20 protein-coding genes and 1 pseudogene are annotated in these 20,542 nt (G+C 51.9%); 10 read left to right on the top strand and 11 right to left on the bottom strand.

Annotation, left to right across the window (positions count from 1 at the left end):
* Positions 1-243: 243 nt before the first annotated feature.
* Positions 244-1,551, bottom strand: coding sequence for an alpha-glucosidase/alpha-galactosidase (locus ACE3MN_RS17060; protein WP_024359636.1), 1,308 nt, complete (start codon positions 1,549-1,551; stop codon positions 244-246).
* A 199-nt stretch (positions 1,552-1,750) separates the two neighbouring features.
* Here ACE3MN_RS17060 and ACE3MN_RS17055 point away from each other — a divergent pair, with 199 nt between their 5' ends.
* Together ACE3MN_RS17055 and ACE3MN_RS17050 are read left to right on the top strand one after the other, a co-directional pair.
* The gene (locus ACE3MN_RS17055; protein WP_024359635.1) at positions 1,751-2,590 is read left to right on the top strand and encodes an AraC family transcriptional regulator; all 840 of its coding nucleotides are present in this window, start codon (positions 1,751-1,753) and stop codon (positions 2,588-2,590) included.
* 186 nt (positions 2,591-2,776) lie between these two features.
* Complete coding sequence (locus ACE3MN_RS17050) at positions 2,777-3,391, top strand: TetR/AcrR family transcriptional regulator (protein WP_004871494.1); 615 nt, start codon at positions 2,777-2,779, stop codon at positions 3,389-3,391.
* A gap of 140 nt (positions 3,392-3,531) precedes the next feature.
* Here the strand turns inward: ACE3MN_RS17050 and ACE3MN_RS17045 are convergent.
* The 3 genes and pseudogenes from ACE3MN_RS17045 to ACE3MN_RS17035 form a co-directional block, all read right to left on the bottom strand.
* A pseudogene (locus tag ACE3MN_RS17045) lies at positions 3,532-3,850 on the bottom strand (aminotransferase); the annotation flags it as partial.
* The gene (locus tag ACE3MN_RS17040) at positions 3,823-4,476 is read right to left on the bottom strand and encodes a hypothetical protein (protein WP_375364115.1); all 654 of its coding nucleotides are present in this window, start codon (positions 4,474-4,476) and stop codon (positions 3,823-3,825) included. The pseudogene ACE3MN_RS17045 and the gene ACE3MN_RS17040, both read right to left, overlap by 28 nt.
* Before the next feature lie 166 nt (positions 4,477-4,642).
* Positions 4,643-5,542: a DMT family transporter gene (locus ACE3MN_RS17035; protein WP_064342430.1), complete on the bottom strand. Its 900-nt coding sequence runs from the start codon at positions 5,540-5,542 to the stop codon at positions 4,643-4,645.
* 213 nt (positions 5,543-5,755) lie between these two features.
* Here ACE3MN_RS17035 and ACE3MN_RS17030 point away from each other — a divergent pair, with 213 nt between their 5' ends.
* Positions 5,756-6,847, top strand: a complete 1,092-nt coding sequence (locus ACE3MN_RS17030; protein ID WP_102650291.1) for an iron-containing redox enzyme family protein — start codon at positions 5,756-5,758, stop codon at positions 6,845-6,847.
* Here ACE3MN_RS17030 and ACE3MN_RS17025 read toward each other — a convergent pair.
* The 5 genes from ACE3MN_RS17025 to ACE3MN_RS17005 all read right to left on the bottom strand — a co-directional run bounded on the left by ACE3MN_RS17025 (position 6,827) and on the right by ACE3MN_RS17005 (position 10,967).
* On the bottom strand, positions 6,827-7,405 hold the full coding sequence (locus ACE3MN_RS17025) for a TetR/AcrR family transcriptional regulator (RefSeq protein WP_004871483.1): 579 nt from the start codon (positions 7,403-7,405) through the stop codon (positions 6,827-6,829). The two genes, ACE3MN_RS17030 and ACE3MN_RS17025, sit on opposite strands and share 21 nt — an antisense overlap.
* 434 nt (positions 7,406-7,839) lie before the next feature.
* Positions 7,840-8,805 (bottom strand): aminotransferase class IV, encoded by a 966-nt coding sequence (locus tag ACE3MN_RS17020; RefSeq protein WP_004871480.1) that lies wholly within the window; start codon positions 8,803-8,805, stop codon positions 7,840-7,842.
* A 15-nt stretch (positions 8,806-8,820) separates the two neighbouring features.
* A complete protein-coding gene (locus ACE3MN_RS17015) occupies positions 8,821-9,600 on the bottom strand; it encodes an amino acid ABC transporter ATP-binding protein (RefSeq protein WP_049130198.1) in 780 nt (259 codons plus the stop codon).
* A gap of 16 nt (positions 9,601-9,616) precedes the next feature.
* A complete protein-coding gene (locus tag ACE3MN_RS17010; protein WP_004871476.1) occupies positions 9,617-10,282 on the bottom strand; it encodes an amino acid ABC transporter permease in 666 nt (221 codons plus the stop codon).
* A gap of 13 nt (positions 10,283-10,295) precedes the next feature.
* Entirely contained in the window at positions 10,296-10,967 is a 672-nt protein-coding gene (locus ACE3MN_RS17005) for an amino acid ABC transporter permease (RefSeq protein WP_219676253.1), read from the bottom strand.
* Between the two features lie 142 nt (positions 10,968-11,109).
* Between ACE3MN_RS17005 and ACE3MN_RS17000 the strand changes: the two genes are divergently transcribed.
* Positions 11,110-12,519, top strand: a complete 1,410-nt coding sequence (locus ACE3MN_RS17000; protein WP_219676254.1) for an MmgE/PrpD family protein — start codon at positions 11,110-11,112, stop codon at positions 12,517-12,519.
* Between the two features lie 4 nt (positions 12,520-12,523).
* On the opposite strand, the gene ACE3MN_RS16995 is transcribed toward ACE3MN_RS17000, so the two are convergent.
* Complete coding sequence (locus tag ACE3MN_RS16995) at positions 12,524-13,348, bottom strand: transporter substrate-binding domain-containing protein (protein WP_375364114.1); 825 nt, start codon at positions 13,346-13,348, stop codon at positions 12,524-12,526.
* A 396-nt stretch (positions 13,349-13,744) separates the two neighbouring features.
* Positions 13,745-14,671 (bottom strand): LysR family transcriptional regulator, encoded by a 927-nt coding sequence (locus ACE3MN_RS16990; protein WP_004131117.1) that lies wholly within the window; start codon positions 14,669-14,671, stop codon positions 13,745-13,747.
* 158 nt (positions 14,672-14,829) lie between these two features.
* On the opposite strand from ACE3MN_RS16990, the gene ACE3MN_RS16985 reads away from it, so the two are divergent.
* From ACE3MN_RS16985 to citE, 6 genes are all read left to right on the top strand, one after another.
* Entirely contained in the window at positions 14,830-15,918 is a 1,089-nt protein-coding gene (locus ACE3MN_RS16985) for a 4-oxalomesaconate tautomerase (protein WP_098066730.1), read from the top strand.
* A gap of 94 nt (positions 15,919-16,012) precedes the next feature.
* Positions 16,013-17,251, top strand: coding sequence for an MFS transporter (locus tag ACE3MN_RS16980; RefSeq protein ID WP_024359626.1), 1,239 nt, complete (start codon positions 16,013-16,015; stop codon positions 17,249-17,251).
* Positions 17,252-17,330: 79 nt separating this feature from the next.
* A complete protein-coding gene (locus ACE3MN_RS16975; RefSeq protein ID WP_049130201.1) occupies positions 17,331-18,194 on the top strand; it encodes a fumarylacetoacetate hydrolase family protein in 864 nt (287 codons plus the stop codon).
* 63 nt (positions 18,195-18,257) lie between these two features.
* On the top strand, positions 18,258-19,331 hold the full coding sequence (gene citC, locus ACE3MN_RS16970; protein WP_098066734.1) for a [citrate (pro-3S)-lyase] ligase: 1,074 nt from the start codon (positions 18,258-18,260) through the stop codon (positions 19,329-19,331).
* 24 nt (positions 19,332-19,355) lie between these two features.
* Positions 19,356-19,646, top strand: coding sequence for a citrate lyase acyl carrier protein (gene citD, locus ACE3MN_RS16965; RefSeq protein WP_004131130.1), 291 nt, complete (start codon positions 19,356-19,358; stop codon positions 19,644-19,646).
* Entirely contained in the window at positions 19,646-20,521 is an 876-nt protein-coding gene (citE, locus tag ACE3MN_RS16960) for a citrate (pro-3S)-lyase subunit beta (protein WP_024359623.1), read from the top strand. The genes citD and citE overlap by 1 nt, the downstream gene beginning before the upstream one ends.
* The last annotated feature ends 21 nt before the right edge of the window (positions 20,522-20,542 follow it).

Here is a 20,542-nt window from a genome sequence, read left to right as displayed (position 1 = left end):
CAGCCACGAGTTTGCGGGGACGCTTCATCAATACCGACAATCAACCGTCCCCTCTTGCCAAATCCAGCGGATCGCTCAGCGTCTCATTGATAGACTCATGGCCGCAGCCGGTTGAAGTGGGCTGAAGTCCTGCCGTATAAGGCATGCCGATGGCTAAATGCGGCAAAACTTCTGCAGATTGGTAACGGCGCGGAAACCTCCGCGCTTTGCGGGCGTACAGGAAGCTGCAGAGCCTTAGGGCGATTAATGGTAGGCTGGAAGCCAGTTGCTATGCGCTTCAATCAGTTCATCGCACAGCTTGCGGATGTCATCGATCGACAGTTCGGCGGAAGTGTGCGGGTCGAGCAGCGCAGCATGGTAGATAGCTTCGCGCTTGCGCGTAACCGCCGCCTCGACGGTCAACAGCTGGGTATTGATGTTGGTACGGTTCAGCGCCGCCAGCTGCTCAGGCAAGTTGCCGACGTAGCATGGCGTGACGCCCTGGCCATCCACCAGACAAGGTACTTCGACGCAGGCCTCGGAAGGTAAGTTGGCGATCAAACCGGTGTTGAGCACATTACCGCCAATTTTATAGGGCCGATCGGTTTCCATCGCTTCGATGATATAAGACGCGTATTCATGGGTACGGCTGTGGGTCAGGCTGGTGTCATGGGTCAGCGCCACTTTCTGCTGCTGCCATTGTTCAATCTGCTCAATACATCGGCGCGGATATTCATCCAGCGGAATATTGAATCGCTCGATCAGTTCCGGGTAGTTGCGTTTGATCCAGTAAGGCATGTATTCGGCGTTGTGCTCTGACGATTCGGTAACGTAATAGCCGAAAATTTTCATGATTTCATGGCGCACCATATCATCATGCTTGCCCTGCAGGGCGCTGGCCCGGCGCTTAATTTCCGGGTACAGATCCTCGCCGTGGCGGCGAATGTCCAGCAGCCAGGCCATGTGATTAATACCCGCGATATGAAATTGCACGTCGTCGGTTGGCATATCCACGCTTTTCAACAGCGTTTCCGCGCAGACCTGAACGCTGTGGCAAAGTCCGACCGTTTTCACCTCCGTATGACGCAGCATAGCGCCGGTTATCGTGGCCATAGGATTGGTGTAGTTGAGTAACCAGGCATTCGGGCAGACGGCTTCGATATCCCGTGCGAAATCAAACATTACGGGTATGGTGCGCAGCGCGCGGAAGATACCGCCAATCCCCAGGGTATCGGCAATCGTCTGCCGGAGACCATATTTTCTCGCGATAGTGAAGTCGGTAATGGTGCAAGGGTCGTAGCCGCCGACCTGGATGGCGTTCACCACGTAATGGGCGTTTTTCAATGCCGCACGGCGGTTCTCAACGCCAAGGTAAGCGGCGATCTTCGCTCTGCCCGCATTGGTATTGCTGTTGATATTGTTCAACATGGCGAGAGATTCATTGAGACGCGCGCCGTCGATGTCGTACAGCGCAATCTCCACCTCTTTCAGCGTCGGGGTCGCCATAATGTCCCCGAGTACGTTTCTGGCGAAAATGGTGCTGCCCGCGCCCATAAATGTCACTTTAATCATGGTATTTCTCCGTTCCTGCTGTTTTGGTCAGGCAGAATGTACGCTGCGGCGTGACCCGGAAATATGGCTAAATGTGATATTGCTATGGCGAAAAATGATGTCGCAAAGAAAGTGTGAGCCAGCTCTGAATCTAACTGAACCGGGGGACTTTACTGGCGGTATCTCTGATAATGTGACGGGAAAAAAGCGCGAGTTACTGATGCACAAGACTTTTACCCTCAATCATACCGACAATATCGAATTGAACTTGTACCAGTACGGCGAGGAGAGTTGTCATAAGGGGCACCGTTATGGCCCCGCTGTTCGCCAGCATTACCTATTTCATTATGTGATAAGTGGAACCGGCACCTTTTACAGTGAATCCGGCGCTTTTCCTGTCGTCGCGGGGGAGGGGTTTTTGATCCACCCCCATGATGTGACCACCTACTGCGCGGATAAAAAGGATCCGTGGCATTATATGTGGCTTGAGGTCGATGGGCTGATCGCCGCCAGAATTTTCGCGGAGTGCCATCTGAGCCGGCAATCACCGATTTACCGGCCCAACCTGAATAAAGACAACGTCAGCGCCCTCGGCTACCTGCGGCAAATTGTCGAACATGGCGATGAACACCGGCTGAAGGTGCAGGGGCTGTGCTATCTCTTCTTTTCGACCTTAATCAGCAATACGCATGATCAAAGAGCTCCTCTCCGTGATGACAAGACCAGGCACCTGCAAAAGGCGATCAAAAAAATTGAAAATCGCTACCACGAACCTCTGAGCGTTGAGAGCCTGGCCGCATACTGTAATATCAACCGCAGCTACCTTTGCCGATTGTTCAAAAGCGCCTACGGTATAGGTCCCAAGGCGTATTTGCTCAATTTCCGGATGAGCATCGCCCTCAGCCTTCTCAAAAACAGCAATACGGCGATTAAAGTGGTGGGCATTTCCGTAGGCTATGAAAATCAGCTGCATTTTTCTAAGGCTTTTAAGAAAATGCACGGCGTATCTCCGGCTAAATGGCGGCAAAAATACCTTTCTGAACAGCAGGCGGCGAGGTGATGTTTACCGCTTATTCAAATCTGTGGTGTGGTTGAAATAAAGTTGTATCGGGGGGAGCCGATGCTTTTGTTGGCAGAGGATTTTGTCTGATACAATTTTGCACGACCTTGCATCAAGCGAAATTGTGGCTGAATGATAAAATGGTCACTATTTGTCAATCAAAGACCATCACGTTAAGCTAACAGAATGACTAAGAATATGAACGTACCATCAGCACGTGGCCCACTCGATCACAGCGTCCGGGAGCAAATCGTCAACGCCGCATTTGAGCATTTCGGGCATTACGGCTACGAAAAAACCACCGTAGCGGAATTGGCTAAATCTATCGGTTTTTCAAAGGCCTACATCTATAAGTTTTTCGATTCCAAACAGGCTATCGGCGAAGTTATTTGCGCTAACCGCCTGGAGACGATCATGACGGCGGTACTTGCAGCGGTGGCGGATGCGCCATCAGCCAGCGAAAAATTACGCCGCCTCTTTCGCGCGCTCACCGAAGCGGGAAGCGAACTGTTTTTCCACGATCGTAAGCTCTACGACATTGCCGCCGTCGCCTCGCGGGATAAGTGGCCTTCAACGGAAAGGTATGCGGAACGCCTGTTAAAGCTGATTGAAAGCATCGTTGTCGAAGGCAGGCAGGCCGGCGAGTTTGAGAGGAAAACCCCTCTTGACGAGGCAACCTATGCGATATACATGGTGATGTGCCCCTTCATTAACCCTGTTCAGCTGCAGTTTAACCTCGAAACGGCGCCGACGGCGGCGGTCATTCTCTCCTCGTTGATTCTAAGAAGCCTGGCCCCCTGAATGATGACCGCTCCTTTTTTTGGTCACGGGTCTGAGTATTCGGGAGCTGATTAAGGGTTTCCCATGCTCAGGCTTTTTGCCGTTTGTCTTCCGCCGGTGGTCCGTGCCGGGAGTTGATGGCGCAGCTGCCGCATTTTTACCGTCACCGCGATAAACGTCAGGGTATGAGCCCCATGCATGATTTGGTTCAGTCGCGCTTCCAACTGCGGGAACGCGTTCTGGCGACGGAAACCTGCACGCCAAAACGCTCAATCGCGTCGATATCCGCTTTTTTCAGCGCCGGATGAGTCTCCAGCCCGAGATACGAACATGAGACAAATTCCACCATTTTTCTGCCATCGTCGAGGGTAATGACCTTGCCATCCCTTTTGGCTACCACCCGTTCATTAATATGTTCAGAGAACACCTGGCTTGATATTTTAGCGATCTATCTATTTTCCTTTTTTGCCAATTTTCCATTGCGTTACCTTCATTGTCGTGACTACCAGAAGAGATAAAATTGCCAGCGTTAACGTGCTCGTGCCGAGGGTTCTGTCAAACCCCAGGCCGGTATCCGTGAGTTTTACCGCGAAATAGCTGATGGCGCCGGCGCAGACTGTTTGGATAAAATCGGTGACTGATGCCGCAATACCGGTTTTAGTCCCTTTGATTTGCAGTGCGATAAAGTTGGCGGTCGGGTAATAGGCGCCAGGGCTGAAATTAAAAATCATCGATCCAGCGATGCATAATATGAGTGAGTGGCTATCGATAATAAATGGCGAGACCGCCAGCGCATTCATGATTAACAAAATCCAGGGATTATTTATACGCTCAAATTTTGAGAACTGATTGCCAATAATAAAAAATAAAACGGAAGCGGAAAACAGCAGCAAGTAGTGCATTGTGCTCAGCCCAAGCTGCTGCATAAAAATGGCCGGCGACAGCGAGATATAGCAAAACAGCGAACTCAGGATCAGCGAAACCAGCAGCGTTCCCTGGATAAATGCCGGCGTGATAAACCCGGAGGAAGAGGGCGCCGCAGCGCTATCGCGATGCCCCAGGCGGTGCGGAGACAGCAGAAGGGTAACGACGCTAAACAGGGCCATAACGAGGAATATATGGTTCCAGCTCGAATGGCCGAGGATCGCGGCGCCGGCACGATCATATCTGTTGCCAGCGCGGAAACCGATGCGGCGAGAATAAGGTATAAGTATATCCTGAGCATGTTAAACTCTTCGGTTAATATTGATTAAAACGTGGTGTTATTATTAATTAATGTGGCGCTGTTTTTTTAGCAAGTGAACAAATAGCGATCCCGGTCAAAATGAGCAGCGTGCTCAGTAAGTGATAGAGGTGCGGCTGGGTGTGTAAAAACAGAATGCTTAATATGCCGCCAGACAGCGGAATAATATGGGTATAAATTTCCCCGCGAGTGGCGCCAATGGCCGCGATGCCTTTATTCCAGAATAAGTAAGCCAGCCACGAGGGGAAAATAACCAGGTACGCCAGTCCGGTCAGGAAAGAGATATCGTGGTAAGAAGCGAATGAGGTAGCGGGATGCCGCCACAGCCAGAAAATCACCACCGGAAGCAGAATAAGGGCGCCGAGAAGCGAACTGACGGCGACAAAGGCGTTGGCGGGGATACGACGATCTTTGTTACGTAACAGAGAGCAATATACCGCCCAGCTCAGCGCGGATCCCATTGCCCACAGATCGCCCTGGCTAAAGCCTTTTAGCCCCTCTGCACTGGTCAGGTTGCCGTGCAGAAGCAGCAGCAGGACGCCTGCGGTGCTAAACAACACCCCCCACCAGTTACGCGCCGACACCCGGTCACGGAAAATCAGCCGATTAATAATAAGCACCATGCAGGGAGTCGCAGACATGTAAATCGCTGCGTTCAGCGCCGAAGTCGACTGCAGGCCAATATAGAGAGTTAAGGGAAAACTTACCTGCCCGCACAGCGTTAAAATCAGCAGCGTTGGCGCATTTTGGCGGAACAGCAGCCGACTGTCGCGGATTTGCCGCTGATAGAGCAATACCAACAGTATCGCGGTCAACGCCCATCTCGCTTCGGTCATCAGGATCGGGTCCGCGCCCTGAACGAGAATATGCCCTACGACATAATTCCCTCCCCAAAACAGGGCCGCCAGCGTGAGTAACAGGTAAGGCATGCTGATTCCTTGCATCGCTTCGAACTGTACTAAATGGTAACTTTATTTTTTTTAATATATCAATTAAATTTTATTATTATTTTGGGTTTTTGCTATTTTTTGTTTTAAAAACAAATAATTAAAAATTTATTACGCATGTGCAAAAAATCTGATTGCAGCATATATATCTGTACGATAACGTATCTATACCATGCATTATACAGGGATAAATCGATGCGTAAGACAGAAAATGGTTTCACCGGGAACGAACAGCATTCCGCAATGGCCAGGCTCTCTCTGGATGACATGATTGACCAGCTTCTCCACAGCAACGCGCTTTCACTAAAACTTACGGCTAATCCGCTGCTGGCCGACAGAGTCTGGTACCTGACTGAAAACACCTGCATCAAGGCTTTTACCGCCAACGACCCGCAGGCGAAAAAGCGTGCCCACGGCGCGCTGTTTAAACTGTACCAGGCTTGGCTGGCGGAGCCGCTATCGGCGGCGGCAAAAAACCAGTTCCATCCCTTGCTCTGCGGGATCAGAAGCTACATCGAGACAGAATGGCTTCGGGTGGAAAAAAAACGGTTCGCTTTCCCGGCACCTGCGCTTAACGCCGGCAATATCGTTGAGGAACTTCGTGACCTCTGTCAGAAACACCCGGCCTCGCACCATCCTCTGTTTGATTTTCTCGCTTCTTCCGCTTCCGCTACGCAAATCGACTATTTCTTCAAAAGCGATAGCGCGCTGAATCTGCTGTTTTTCGATCTGGTGGCAATGGGGCTGGTCGGTTCTCTGCCGGAAACGCGCGCAGAGATTGCCCACAATCTCTGGGATGAAATAGGCCAGGGCAGCCAGGAGATCACGCACGTTAATCTGTATAAGGATTTACTGAAGCGAAGGGATATTGCGTTGCCTGAAAATCATTTCGCCCATCTGTACGACTGGCAGGGACTCGCTGGCTACAATGCGTTTATGTTGGGCGGCGTTAACCGTCAGCATTACTACAAATCGCTTGGCGTCATGGCGATGACGGAACTGTTGGATCCGCCGCAGTATCAGAAGCTGGTGACAGGTTGCCGCCGTATTGGGCTATCGGATCGCGACGTCCATTATTACTCAGAGCATATCGAGGTTGATATCGGCCACGCGGATGGATGGCTGAATAACGTTATCGTGCCGATCGGCAATAAAAATCCGGCTGCGCTGGAAGAGGTCTACTCTGGCGCAGCGCTGCGTCTTCAGACTTGCTGCGATTATTACGATTGTCTGCTGGAGGCGTTACGCACGCTCGCTGACCGCGAATCAGAGAGTACCGCCCTCTGAATAAATAAGCGCTTTTGCCGCGCTCCAGGCCGTTATACCGGGAGGGATCTCCCGGCATTCCGATGACTCGGCCTGTTGGGCGGCAATCGCGCCATCAATCAGCATAAGCATCATCATCGCCACCCGTTCCGCAGGCTCTGGTTTTAATAGTCCGATGAGGATGTCGCGGAAAAACTGGTAGAGGCGCGATTTAAACTGTGAACATATCGTCCGGATAGCGGGAGACGAGGTCCCGTATTCAAACAGGGCGCGGGTGAACATGCAGCCGTGAAAATCCGCACAGGTGAACCAGTTATTGTAGTATTCAAAGACGGCAAACAGCTTTTCACGCCCCGTGGGTTTATCCGCGGTAATGTCCTGCAGCGCCTGCATAAAATCACACTCTTTCTGCTGTAAAATATCAAGAATGAGCGCCTCTTTATCCGGATAGTAGCGGTAGAACGTCATTTTGGAGATGCCCGCATTCTCCGAAATCCGGTCAATACTCGGCGACTGATACCCCTCTTTGTTAAACAGGGACATAGAATGGCGGATAATTTCCGCTTGTTTTGGCTTCATACTGTTTCCCGTTGAATGCAGTAATACAGGGGGGCTCTGGTAGATAGCAGTCATCATTTGATATGGCGGGCGGGCATCGCAACGATGCAGGCGCAATGTTATCCCGATAGCCAATATCCATGCCCCTGCGGTGGGCGGCATGAGTGAACGCGTTGACCCATCAAAAACGTTCGTCGATTCTTACATCCGGCCTCGAAAAAAGCAAAAATCCTCAGACCATCTCAGTTGAGCATGAAGCAGAAATGCGCAGGCGTCGCTATTTCATGCCCCTTATGCCCTTCACGTTGCGCTCGGGACGGATAAAGAGATACCGGGGAGAAGTTAGCATCCCCCCCGAACAGGGGGTGATGTTTTTGTGATGCAAGTCATAAAATAACGCTCGGTTATTGTGATGTTATTTGCAGTCAATGGATTTGCACTTGAATCGACCCGCGCTATCTCTGCGGGTTTTTTTTCGTCCAGCGATTGTCGGCGGGCGGCGACTCCTCCTGCTGTAAATAGTCCTGATACCAGCCGCTGATGCGTTGGGTCACGGGATTTTCGTTGAGGTCGAAGCGCCTGCCGTCGAGCCTGCTTACCGGGGTAATACCTGCCAGCGTTCCGGTGACAAAAGCTTCGTCCGCAGTGAATGCTTCGGCAAGGGTAAAGGATCTTTCCTGTACGCCGAGGCCCTGCTGGCGCGCCAGTGACAAGATCGTGCGGCGGGTAATACCGTTAAAGCAGTACAGGCCGTTTGAGGTCCACAGCTCGCCCTGGCGTATGATAAAAAAGTTGGTGGAATTGCAGCTGGCGACAAAACCATGAGGGTCCAGCATCAGCGCTTCATCTGCGCCGGCATCCAGCGCCTGCAATAGCGCCTGAATCAAATTCAGGCGGCTGTGGGAATTAAGACGCAAATCGAAAACATCCGGCGCGCTGGTACGATAGGTCGAGGTGAACAGGGCAAGGCCGCGCCGTTTGGCTTGTTCATCAACAACCTTATATTCCGCCACGCAGACGATAGTGGCGCCGCCGAGGATAAAGCGCGGGTCCTGATTTGGCGTGCGCTTTTTGCCGCGGGTGATCATGAGCCGCAGATGGGCGCCGTCCGTCATGCCGTTGATCTTCAGCGTGTTGTACATAATATCGGTTAGCTCCTCAGGACTATGGCCGATATTGAGCTGGATAGCGGCTGCCCCGGCAAACAGGCGATCGAGATGCGCCTGAAGGGCGATCAGCTTGCCGTTTACCAGCCGCAGCCCCTCCCAGACCCCGTCGCCGCAGACGTAGCCGGAATCGAAAACAGAAACCGTGGCGCGATCGCGATGAACGAATTCGCCGTTGACGTACACTTGCACATTGTCGTTGCGCGTATCCTGCAGGTACGCCTGACTGCTTTGACCGGAGAGAGCTAAACTCATCATGTTTCCTTGCGGTTAAAATGCCCGTTCAGCGAAACGGGAAAGGAAGGCCTGGGTGCGCGGTTGGCGCGGTTGGCGCAGCACCTCTTCCGCGGTGCCCATTTCATGAATCACGCCGTTTTCGATAAAAATCACCCGATCGGCGAAATGCCAGGCAAAGCCCAGCTCATGAGTGACCAGCAGCAGCGTCCGTCCCTCATCTGCCAGTTCACGGATGGTATGCAGGACTTCCCCCACGAGTTCAGGGTCGAGGGACGAGGTGGGCTCATCGAACAATATTATCTCTGGCGCCATTGCCAGGGCGCGAGCAATCGCGACGCGCTGCTGTTGACCGCCGGACAGGCTGCCGGGCCAGGCCTGATGCTTATGGCCGAGCCCCACTTTTTCCAGCTGCGCGCGGGCAATGCGCATCGCCTCTTCGCGACGCATCTTTTTCACCGATATCAGGGCTTCGCTGACATTTTGCAGTACCGTCAGATGCGGGAAGAGATTAAATTGCTGAAACACCATCCCCACGCGCTGGCGAACATCGCTCAGCTGTTTTTCGCTATAGCGCCGCTGACCGCGGCTGTCGATTTTACCGAGGGTAACGCCGTCCAGTTCTACGGTGCCAGCGCTGGGTATTTCCATAAAGTTCAGACAGCGCAGCAGGGTGCTCTTACCCGAGCCGCTGCCGCCAATGATGGCGATTTTCTCACCGGCATAGATATCTAAATCGATGCCCTGTAACACGCTTTGCGCACCAAAGCGTTTGTGCAGGGCGCGTATCCGCATGACGACTTTTTTCTCTGACATGGCCTTTCTCATCAAATTAAGGATGTGGACGGTAGCGGCGCTCCAGTCGTGCCGCCAGGTAACTTCCGGGCCAGATCAGCACAAAATAGAGCAGGGCGACGACGGTGAAAATCTCCACCGGGCGATACCAGGTACTGCTTAGCAGCCTGCCCTGATACATCAGTTCATTAACCGTGAGAATCGAGGCCAGGGAGGTCACCTTCGCCAGTTCAATCATGCGGTTTGTCAGGGCTGGCAGCATACGGCGAAATACCTGCGGCAGGATGATGCGCCGTAGCATCACGCCCGGCGGCATGCCTAAGGCTTTTGCCCCTTCCCACTGTCCGCGTTCGATGGACTGTAGCCCGGCGCGAAAAATTTCGGTGCTGTAGGCGGCGGTGTACAGGGTTAACGCCAGCGCGGCGGCGCCAAAAGTGGAAAACTGAATGCCCACCAGCACCGGAAAGGCATAGTAGAACCAGATGAGCTGGATAAGCACCGGCGTATTGCGGAACACCTCGACAAAGGCGCTGGTAAGGGGATAAAAAAAGCGCGGCCCGCGGGCACGGACGACGCCAACGGCAAGTCCGAGCAGCGTGCCGACAATTCCCGCCAGCAGCCATAGCTCCAGCGTAACGCCCAGTCCCTTCAGCAGTACCGGCAAGTTTTGCCAGACAAGGGAAAAGTCCCACTGATAATGCATGGTTGTTCTCTCGTTAACGTGTGTCGGAGACGGCAAGGCGTCGTTCAAGCAGCTGGCTGCCCTGGCTGATAATCAGCAGCAGGGTGAAGTACATCACCGCGATGAGCGAATACACTTCCAGGGGCCGGTAAGTCTGACTGTTGATTTGCATCGCCTGATACAGCAGCTCGCTGTACGCCAGAGACGAAGCAAGGGCGGTGGATTTGAGCAGTTCGAAAGAACGCTCAAGGAAAGGAGGAATCATTCTGCGCAGCGCCTGAGGGAAAATAACCCGTCGGAGCGCGGTGACGCGCGACATGCCCAACGCCTTCGCCCCTTCCCATTGTCCGGCGCCGATCGACTGGATGCCGCCGCGGTAAACTTCGGCATAAAACGCGGCCGACTGGGCGGTGAGCGCCAGTACAGCGGCAGCGAACGGCGAGAGCGTCAGCGGGCTGACGATTGGCAGAGCGTAGTAGATCCAGAAGAAGTGGACGATCGCGGGAGTATTACGATAAAAGCCGATCAGTATCAGCGCCGGAATACGGAAGAGCGTTAGCGGCGAGGCCTTCATCAACGCCAGCGCAATGCCGGCCAGCATGCCGAATAAAATACTGGTGACGCCGATCTGAATGGTACCCCACAGCCCCTCCAGCAACAGCATGCGATATGGCCAGATGGCGGCAAAATCCCATTGATACGACATAGTTCTGGCACCCCTGAAAAACGCAAAACGATGGTGATGGTTTTAGAACGACATCATCTTAGCAGTAGCGAAATGTGATAATTAAATAATAAAAACCATTGCTATTATCTCTTTTGGTTATAAATATTTACGCGAGAAAGCAATGCCAAACTTTGATTCCTTAACCGCTACGCTGGCGCGTTTTGCCGGCGAACTCACTCCGGCTGCGATACCGGCGTCGGTGAAAGCCAGGATCGCTCTGCATTTTATCGATAGCCTGGGCTGCGGCATTGCCGGCGGCGAAGACAGCGTGCTGCGTAAAAGCGCGCGGGTTATTCGGAGCCAGTACGCGACGGGCAGAAGCGTGGCGCTTGACGGTGGAACTCCGCTCTCCGCCAGCGGCGCCGCGTTCCTTAACGCCGCTGCGATAAACGCGCTGGATTATGACGATGGTTTTGAAGTCGCCGGGCGGGGGATGGGGCATCCCGGCGCCACGCTGGTGGCCGGGGCGCTGGCCGCGGTGGGCCAGGGTGGGCCGGTCAGCGGCGGGGCGTTGCTGACCTCTCTGGTGGCGGCCTGGGAAATCAACAGCCGCGTGATTATCTCTCAGCAGCCGAGTCCTGAAAGGTTTCAACAAGTGTATGGCGTGTGCCAGCACGAATCGCTGGGGGCGGCGGTGGCGTATGGTTTACTGCGCGGCTGCGATGCCGCGGGGCTGGAAAATAGCCTGGGACTGGCCGCCTCGTTAACCCCTTTGCCCACGTTGCATAAGTACAACTGGCAGGCGCGTCCACTGGTTTCGTTTAAGGATTACAATGCGCCGGCGGCAGAGGCCGGCGTACGCGCGGTGGAGCTACACCTCGCGGGAATAGTGGGGCCGCGCGCGATACTCGATGGCGAACAGGGGTTCTGGCGGATGTCAGGCTCCGACCGCTTTCAGCCAGAACGGCTGACAGAGAATCTGGCGACGCACTGGCAGCTCAGGCACACCAGTTTCAAAGACTATCCGGTATGCCGTTGGATGCATACGGCGCTGGCGTCGTTTGAGCATCTGCTGGAGCGTATTCCGTCGGCAGAGTCGATTGAGCGGATACGCGTCTATGGGAGTTTCACCCTGGCGCGTTTTTTCGCCGACGCGCGTCCCGTCAGCAATACCGATGCGCAGTTCAGTCTGCCGCTGGCGATAGCCTGCCTGGCTTTTAAAATCGCGCGTCATCAGTGGAGCAGCGATCGGACGCGCGGCGCGGCGCCACTCCTTGCCTTTGCTGACCGGGTTGAAATTATCGCCGATGAGACCTTTGAACAGCTGATGCTGCAGCATCGCCGTCCCGCCGCGCGCGTGGAAATTGTGCTAAAGGGAAGGACGATCGCCGGAGAGCGTATCGACTTCCCGCCGGGGTGCGCAGAAAATCCGCTGCCGGAACAGCGGATCGTTGATAAATGCGTGGCCAACCTGTCATCACGCCTCAGCGCTCCGCGGGCAGCGCGGCTGATTGACGCTCTGCTGGATATGGAACGCTGCGCGGACATTGGCGCGGCAATCGCGCCGCTTCTGCCCGCGCCAGGAGATTAATCGCTCATTTCCACTCTTCTTTAATCACCGAGGGCACTTTGCTGATATCCACACCGCGTAGCTTAAGGGCGTCTTCATAAAACTGTTTGCTCTGTCCCGACTGGTAAATTTTGGCAAACTCTTCATTCAGGAAGTTGCGGAAGCGGGGATCGCTCTCTTTGCGCAGCGCGCCGCCGGTGCTGATGGCAATAATCGGTTTTGGCAGAATCAGGTTACCTTTGTGCACTTTTGCCTGCTGCAGCGCCAGCGCCGGGTGAACGTACGAGAGGGCGTCGACGCGTCCGGCGTAGAAGGCTGCGACGCCTTCATCCATATTGGTAAAGCGCACCAGCTGCACTTTGGGTAATTTTTTGGTCAGCATCAGATCCGGGCTGCTGCCGAGTGTGACGCCAATCTTAATATCCGGGCGATTAAGATCTTCCCAGCTCTCGGCCTTCACGCCGTCGCGGATCAGGACCCCCTGCGCATACCAGAGGAAGGGCTGGTCGGAAAAGTCGGCGGCTTTGCGGCGTTCATCGGTGGGGTCCAGCACCAGCATGGTATCAATCTGTCCGGCCTGCAGCGCGGCGACCGCATTCCCCCAGGTGGTTTCCACCGGCACCAGTTTTACGCCTAAATCTTTTGCCAGTACTTTACCTACGTTATAGCCAATGCCGTTCCACTGACCGGTGGCTGGATCTTTAAAATACCACGGTTCCCCCTGCGCGACTCCGATGCGCAGTTCGCCCGATTGCTTAATATGATCCCAGGTGGACTCTTCGGCATGGCTGAAAAAAGGCGCGGCGGCGATCGCCAGTGACAATAGCAATCTATGAATTTTTCTTGGCATATTTTTACCCTGATGAGAAAGTCATTTCTGAAAAACAACGTATTACGCGAACACGATAACGAAGTTTGTTATCAGTGCATTATTATTTTTTGGTTTAACTCATGCCTGAATGTTATTTACTGATACCTAAGCTGTTTACTTAAATCATGGCGTGTTGCACATATTATTCATAACTTAATGCGCTATTGTTCTAAGGTGTTTTATTTCCGTCGCCGAATTTAAAAATTTCGACCTGGTGGGAGTCATAGTTTGCGGGGTCGTTAAAAAATATCACGTCTGACTGGCAGGCTCATAAAAGCGCGGCAATATTAGCCCGACCAGCGTCCCGGCCTGAAATGATATCGCCGTGTCCCTTGCGCAGCGTCTGGCGATAGAGTGCGGAAGATAAAAACGCCTTTACCGGGTAAATTTCCCTATCCACGGGCTGCTTGTATCCTGTGACCAGAGTTGTAATAGCATCTCCCTGAACTTTTCCGCTGCAGGGCTAAGCGCCGTTTCTCTGCGCAGCACGAGACCGAGCGTGCGGCGAATAACCGGCTCAACGAGTGGACGGCTGACAAGAATATGATGCTCATCGGTCGGCATGGCCAGACTGGGAACCACTGCCACGCCAAGCCCTGCCTCTACCATACCCAGCGACGTCGACAGATGCCTGACTTCATAGAACCAGTTGGGCTTCCAGTCCATATTCTCCAGCGCTTGATCGATCAGCGAGCGGTTACCGCTTGAACGTCTTACGCCAATAAGCCTGAAGTTGGCCAGGTCTTCCCACAAGATCAGTGATTTCTGCGCCAGTTCGTGATCCCGTCGGCAGGCTAATACGAAAGGCTCATTGACCAGCGGCGAGAAATCGATATTGGGATGTGTGATGTTTATCATGTTTATGCCGAAATCTGCGTCACCGTTTAAGACGGCTTCAAGGCAATCGCTGGCGCTGTGCTCGAGGATTCGGATACGGATATTGGGATAGTGGTTGTTATAGTCCCTGATGACGGAGGGGAGGAAATAGAACGCTGCGGTGGGGAGACAGGACAGGGTGACGACACCGCTTTGATGGGTGGCCATTTCTTTAATACTCAGGATCGAGCTCTCATAAAAATCTATTAAATTCTTTGCCTTAGGTAAAAACTCTCTGCCTACAGCCGTGAGTTTAATGTTTCTGGTTGTCCGTTCAAATAGCGTAGCTCCCAGCTGCTCTTCAAGTTTTTTAATCCGCCGCGTTAATGCCGGTTGGGATGTGTGAAGAAAATGTGATGCTCTTGTGAAACATCCAATTTCTGCAATTTTAACAAACGCTTGTATACCTTGAAGATCGTGCAGCATGAGATTTCACTCCAGACTTTGTCGCGATGCAAACACACTACCCTAACCGCTATTTATACGCAAAACGTATTAATGGTTGGTTTTATTGGCATTAGCATTATGTATTCGTCTGTGGAATCCTGACATTGCTCTTATTAATGCGTGAAACGAGAAACATAATGTTAAAGATTCCTTGTGTACTGATGCGTGGCGGTACTTCGAAAGGCCCGGTGCTTCTGGCCAGTGATTTGCCGACAAAAATTGAAGAACGCGATGCTGTGCTGCTGGGCTTAATGGGCGCGGGTCACGAACTTGAAATTGATGGTATTGGCGGCGGCAGCCCCCAAACTAGTAAAGTCGCTATTGTTAGCCCCTCGGACAGTCCGGATGCTGATGTCGACTATTTATTTGTTCAGGTGATGGTCAACGAGCGTCGCGTCGATACCACGCCCAACTGCGGAAACATGCTCTGTGCCGTAGGGCCCTTTGCGATTGAAAAAGGCCTTGTTAAGGCGCAAAGTCCGGTGACGACAGTGCGAATTCGCAACCTGAATACCGGTACGCTGGTTGATGCGGAAGTACAAACGCCGAATTTTTATGTCAACTATGAAGGCGATACGCACATTGATGGCGTTCCCGGCTGCGCCGCGCCGATTGGCCTGACTTTCCTTAACTCCGCCGGATGCAAGACGGGAAAGCTGCTGCCAACCGGTAACGTCGTCGATGTGATTGATGATGTGGAAGTCACCTGCATCGATATGGCGATGCCGATGGTGCTGATTAGGGCTGAGCAGATGGGAAAAAGAGGGGACGAATCACCGGCCGAACTCGATGCCGATCGCGCGTTTATGAATAGGCTGGAAACGATCCGGCGTAAGGCGGGAGCGAAAATGGGGCTGGGCGATGTTGCCGATAAAGTGATCCCTAAACCGGTTCTGCTGAGTGAACCCGGCGCAGGCGGGACCATCAGAGTTCGTTATTTTATGCCTCATACCTGCCATAAATCTCTGGCTATTACGGGGTCTATCGGCATAGCAACGGCCACGATAATTGAAGGGTCGGTGGCCCATCACATTGTAGCCGTTCAGCCCAGGACGCCGTATACCAATATAATTAATATTGAACATCCAAGCGGGAAAATTTCGGTATCTTTACTCAAAGAGGGAAATGATATTGAAAAAACGCGTGCCGCAGTGATTAGAACTTCCCGTAAATTATTTGAAGGTACGGTTTGCGTCCCGGAATATGTTTTAGTGGAGGAATTATAAATATTTTATATCATTAATGCGGTGAAATACTGATGTCCTCTAGCGTGTAGTTGCTACATAACTCTGTACCTAAAAAAATAATGTCGAGGATTTTATGGCTATAACCCATACGAAAGATAATCAGCTTAATTCTGCTCCCGTCAAGGTCAGTAATTATATTCGGATCATCCTGGCCCTGGCGCTATCCGGCCTTGCAGAATTAGCCTCCCTGTTTTTTATTCAACCTTTGTTACCGGTTCTGGCTGTCGAATATGATGTGCCGGTTAGTCAGGTGAGTATCATTCTCTCTGCAGAAACGGCGCTTCTGGCTATAGGATTATTATTCACCGGGACGCTGTCCGATCATTACGGCAGAAAAAAATTAATTATCGTTTCGCTACTACTTGGCGGACTGCTGACGATGCTCTGTCCGCTGGTCGAATCATGGGCGATGCTGGTGGCTCTGCGTGCGGTTATTGGTCTGGCGCTCAGCGGTATCGCTGCTGCCGCAACTGCCTATATCAGCGAGGAGGTCGCGCCCGTGGTGGCTGGGGTGGTCACTGGATACTTCGTCTTTGGTAACTCGATGGGAGGGATGTCCGGGCGTATTGTGGCGAGCCAACTGATCGACCATATCTCAATAAACACCATTTTCTATGGTTTTGCGATCAGCCTGATTTTGGTTGCTTTGCTGGTTAACTTTTTACTCCCGTCGTCTCAGAACTTTAAGCCAACGCAAAACCTTAATGTTCTTCGCGTAGTGAAAGGCGCAGCATCTCACTTTAAAAATAAAAAACTGGCGTTAGCTTTTGTGATTAGCTTTATCATTTTTGGGGTATTTACCTCTCTCTATAACTACCTGGCTTTCTTCCTGAAAGGCGAACCGTTTCATATTTCTCCGGCGAATGCGGGCCTGCTCTCCTTTAGCTTTGCCTTAAGCTTTTTCACCGCCCCTCAGGCGGGACGACTTTCCGCAAAATACGGCAGTATGAGAGTCCTGCGTGCGCTGTTTGTGATGATGGCGCTAGGAATGTTGCTGACTTTAACCTCTAACGTCGTCACCTTTATTATTGGCGCGGTTATTTTTACCGGCTGTTTCTTTGGTTGTCACTCCATTGGTTTAAGTTGGGTAAGCAAAAATGCAACGCATGCACGTGGCCAGGCCGTCGCGCTGTATCTGTTCTTCTACTACATGGGCGGCTCAGTGATTGGTTTCGTGAACGGTTTTGTTTTCCACTCTATGGGCTGGCAGGGGATGACGGGATTCATTATTGCGCTACTGGCCGTTGGCGCGGTGGTCGCAACGTATTTGTCTTCCAGCGAAACAAAAGCCATGGTTCCGGTTGAGTCTTAAATCCTTCGTAGCGAAGTAAATTACTCACGTCATGTCTAATGGCGTGAGGAAAGAAATTCAATGTTAGTAAGGTGTCATCATGAAATTAGCAAGCTATGTTCATCATGGTCGTAAGAGTTATGGAATTTTGACGGATACAGGCATTATTGACCTGGGTAGCAAAATTGGTCATCAATATCGTACGCTGAAGGACTTACTGCAGTGGGGCGCCATTGAGATAGCCGGGCAATATGTTAATTATCCGGTCGATATTATGATGGCTGATATTACTTTTTTACCAGTTATTGAAAGCCCTGGGAAAATTTTCTGCGTCGGTATGAACTATGCGGAAAAAAGAAAAGAGTTTTCTGAAACGAACGATGCGCCGACCCTTTTCGTTCGTTTCCCTGACTCGCAAACCGGTCATGCAACGCCGATATTAAAACCCGCGCTATCTAATGAATTTGATTATGAAGGCGAGCTAGCCGTTATTATAGGCAAACCGGGTATGAATATCGATACCGACGCTGCCCTGAGCCATGTTGCCGGCTATAGCTGCTATATGGATGGTTCGGTGCGCGACTGGCAGCATGCCTGGTTTACCGCCGGGAAAAACTGGCGGCAGACCGGCGCATTTGGTCCCTGCCTGACAACCGTTGATGAAATACCTGACCCCCACCGCTTGTCTATTCAAACCTATTTGAACGGCATCATGGTTCAGAATGATTCGACGAGCAATATGATCCATAAAGTCGCCGATCTGATTAGCTATATCAGTACTTTTACTGCGCTCAGCGCCGGCGATGTCATTATTACCGGCTCCCCAGGCGGCGTCGGTAAAAAAAGAACCCCCCCTCTCTTTATGCATCAAGGCGATCGGGTCGAGGTGGTTATTGAAAATATTGGCCATCTCATGAATACGATTGTCGAATCAAAACCGCAGCACGAAATGCAGATGTCGTAGTCTCCGCGGGCTCGGGCAAGATTATTTTTTGACGCCCATTAAGGTATGGGCAGGAGAAACAAGATGTACACCGACCAAACGCTAGAATTCGAGAGAGTGGAAACTAGCAACGGTACCTTCAGAGAAGAAATTATTCTCTTTCTGAAGAACAATGGATTAGGTATCGACGGCGACATTGAGCAATTTGTTGTCGCGCGCTGCCAGCGGCAGCTGGTTGCCTGCGCCGGGCTTGCGGGGAATACGTTAAAATGCATTGCGGTTGCCAGAGAGTGGCGCGGGACGGCGTTAGGCCTGAAAATCATTCATGAAGCGGAGCTGCTGGCTGTTCAGAACGGCGAACATCAGCTTTTTCTCCTGACGTGTCCGGATAATGTTCGGTCGTTCCAGGGATGCGGATTTTATCCTTTGGTCACCCTCGATAACAGGGCGACGCTGATGGAGAATTCGCCGGTTGGCATCCATCGCTACTGCCGCCAACTGCGGGGCCAGCATTTGGTGACGGCCGGAAATATCGGCGGGATTGTGATGAATGCAAATCCCTTTACGTTAGGGCACCAGTATCTGATTGAGCAGGCTGCAAAAGCTTGCGACTGGCTGCATGTCTTTGTCGTTGAGGAAGATCTGTCCACGTTTTCCTTTCGGCAACGGTTTGCCATGGTTCAGGAGGGGTCACGGCATTTGCCTAATATTACGGTCCATCCTGGCTCAAAATATATTATTTCTCGAGGAACATTCCCCGGTTACTTTCTCAAAGAAAAACAAATTATTAACGAGGTGTATGCCGCAATAGATTTGCTTATGTTCCGCCGTTACATTGCACCGGCTTTAAATATTAATCAGCGCTTTGTTGGTACTGAACCCTTCTGTAAGGTGACCGCGCAATATAATGACGCAATGCATCACTGGCTGGAGGATGAGATGACAATACCTGCCGCCAGTATCAAGGTGAATGAGATTCAGCGGATGACCGATATGAATAATCTTCCCATCTCCGCCTCTGCGGTCAGGAAATTGTTAAATCACGAAGATATGCACACCGTTAAATGTATGGTGCCTGCAACTACGATGCCTTATTTATATAAATGGTTATCAACGAATCAATCAAAGCAGCCCGATTTGGATATGGTCGATGCTTAATAAATAATTGTTCAGGATATTTATATGAAAATATTACATGCGGCAATCGCCGGGACGCTCGAATCCAGCGACCTGGTTGTCAAAGTCAGCCCCTACGATGATGGGCTCGATATAACTATCAACAGTGAAGTGTACAAACAATTTGGTGAACAGATTACGGCAGTGGTCAATGAAACACTTTCCATATTAAACGTTACGCAGGGCCAGATTATTGTGGAGGATAAGGGCGCGCTGGACTGTGTTATCCGCGCCAGAATGCAGGCGGCGATTTTACGGGGAACGGCCAGCAACGAAATTGCGTGGGAAAAATTATGATGAAAAAATTACGTCGCAGCATGCTTTTTTTACCGGGTTCAAGCGCCGCTATGCTTTCAACCGCCTTTATTTATAAACCCGATTCAATCATGTTTGACCTGGAAGATGCGGTCTCGTTGAAAGAGAAAGACAGCGCGCGGCTGCTGGTGTTCCATGCGTTACAGCATCCTATGTATAAAGATATTGAAACCGTTGTCAGGATTAACCCGCTGAATACGCCGTTTGGCTTAAAAGACCTCGAAGCGGCGGTGCGCGCCGGCGTCGATGTTATCCGTTTACCCAAAACCGATACGCCGGAAGATATTTATCAGCTTGAGCGTGAAATTGTGCGTATTGAAGAGAGCTGCGGCCGTCCGGTGGGCTCTACGCAGCTCATGGCGGCGATTGAATCGGCGGTGGGCGTCATTAATGCCGTCGCTATCGCCAGGGCATCTCAACGCCTGATGGGAATTGCGCTGGCGGCGTTTGATTACGTCATGGATATGCAAACGGAACGCGGCGACGGTACGGAGTTGTTTTACGCGCGCTGCGCGGTATTACATGCGGCCCGTGGGGCAGGCATTGATGCGTTTGACGTGGTCTATGCCGATATTAATGACGAAGCCGGCTTTTTGAAAGAAGTGGATTTGATTAAGCGTATGGGCTTTAACGGTAAGTCGCTTATTAATCCACGGCAGATTGAGATCTTACATAATGCCTATGCCCCCACTCAGGAAGAGGTTGATTACGCCGAGCGTGTAATTGCCGCGGCCGAAGAAGGGGAGCGTAGCGGACTTGGGGTGATTTCACTGAACGGCAAAATGATTGACGCGCCGATCATCAACCATGCCCGGGTGGTTATTGAACGCAAAAATGCCTCCGGCATCCGTCAATAATCTCCATTCAGTCACCAGCAA

The sequence above is a fragment of the Klebsiella grimontii genome (assembly GCF_042137965.1).
GTDB classification, from domain to species: Bacteria; Pseudomonadota; Gammaproteobacteria; order Enterobacterales; family Enterobacteriaceae; genus Klebsiella; species Klebsiella grimontii.
Note: the sequence above shows the minus strand (reverse complement) of the source record. Positions and strands in the feature narration are given on the sequence as shown.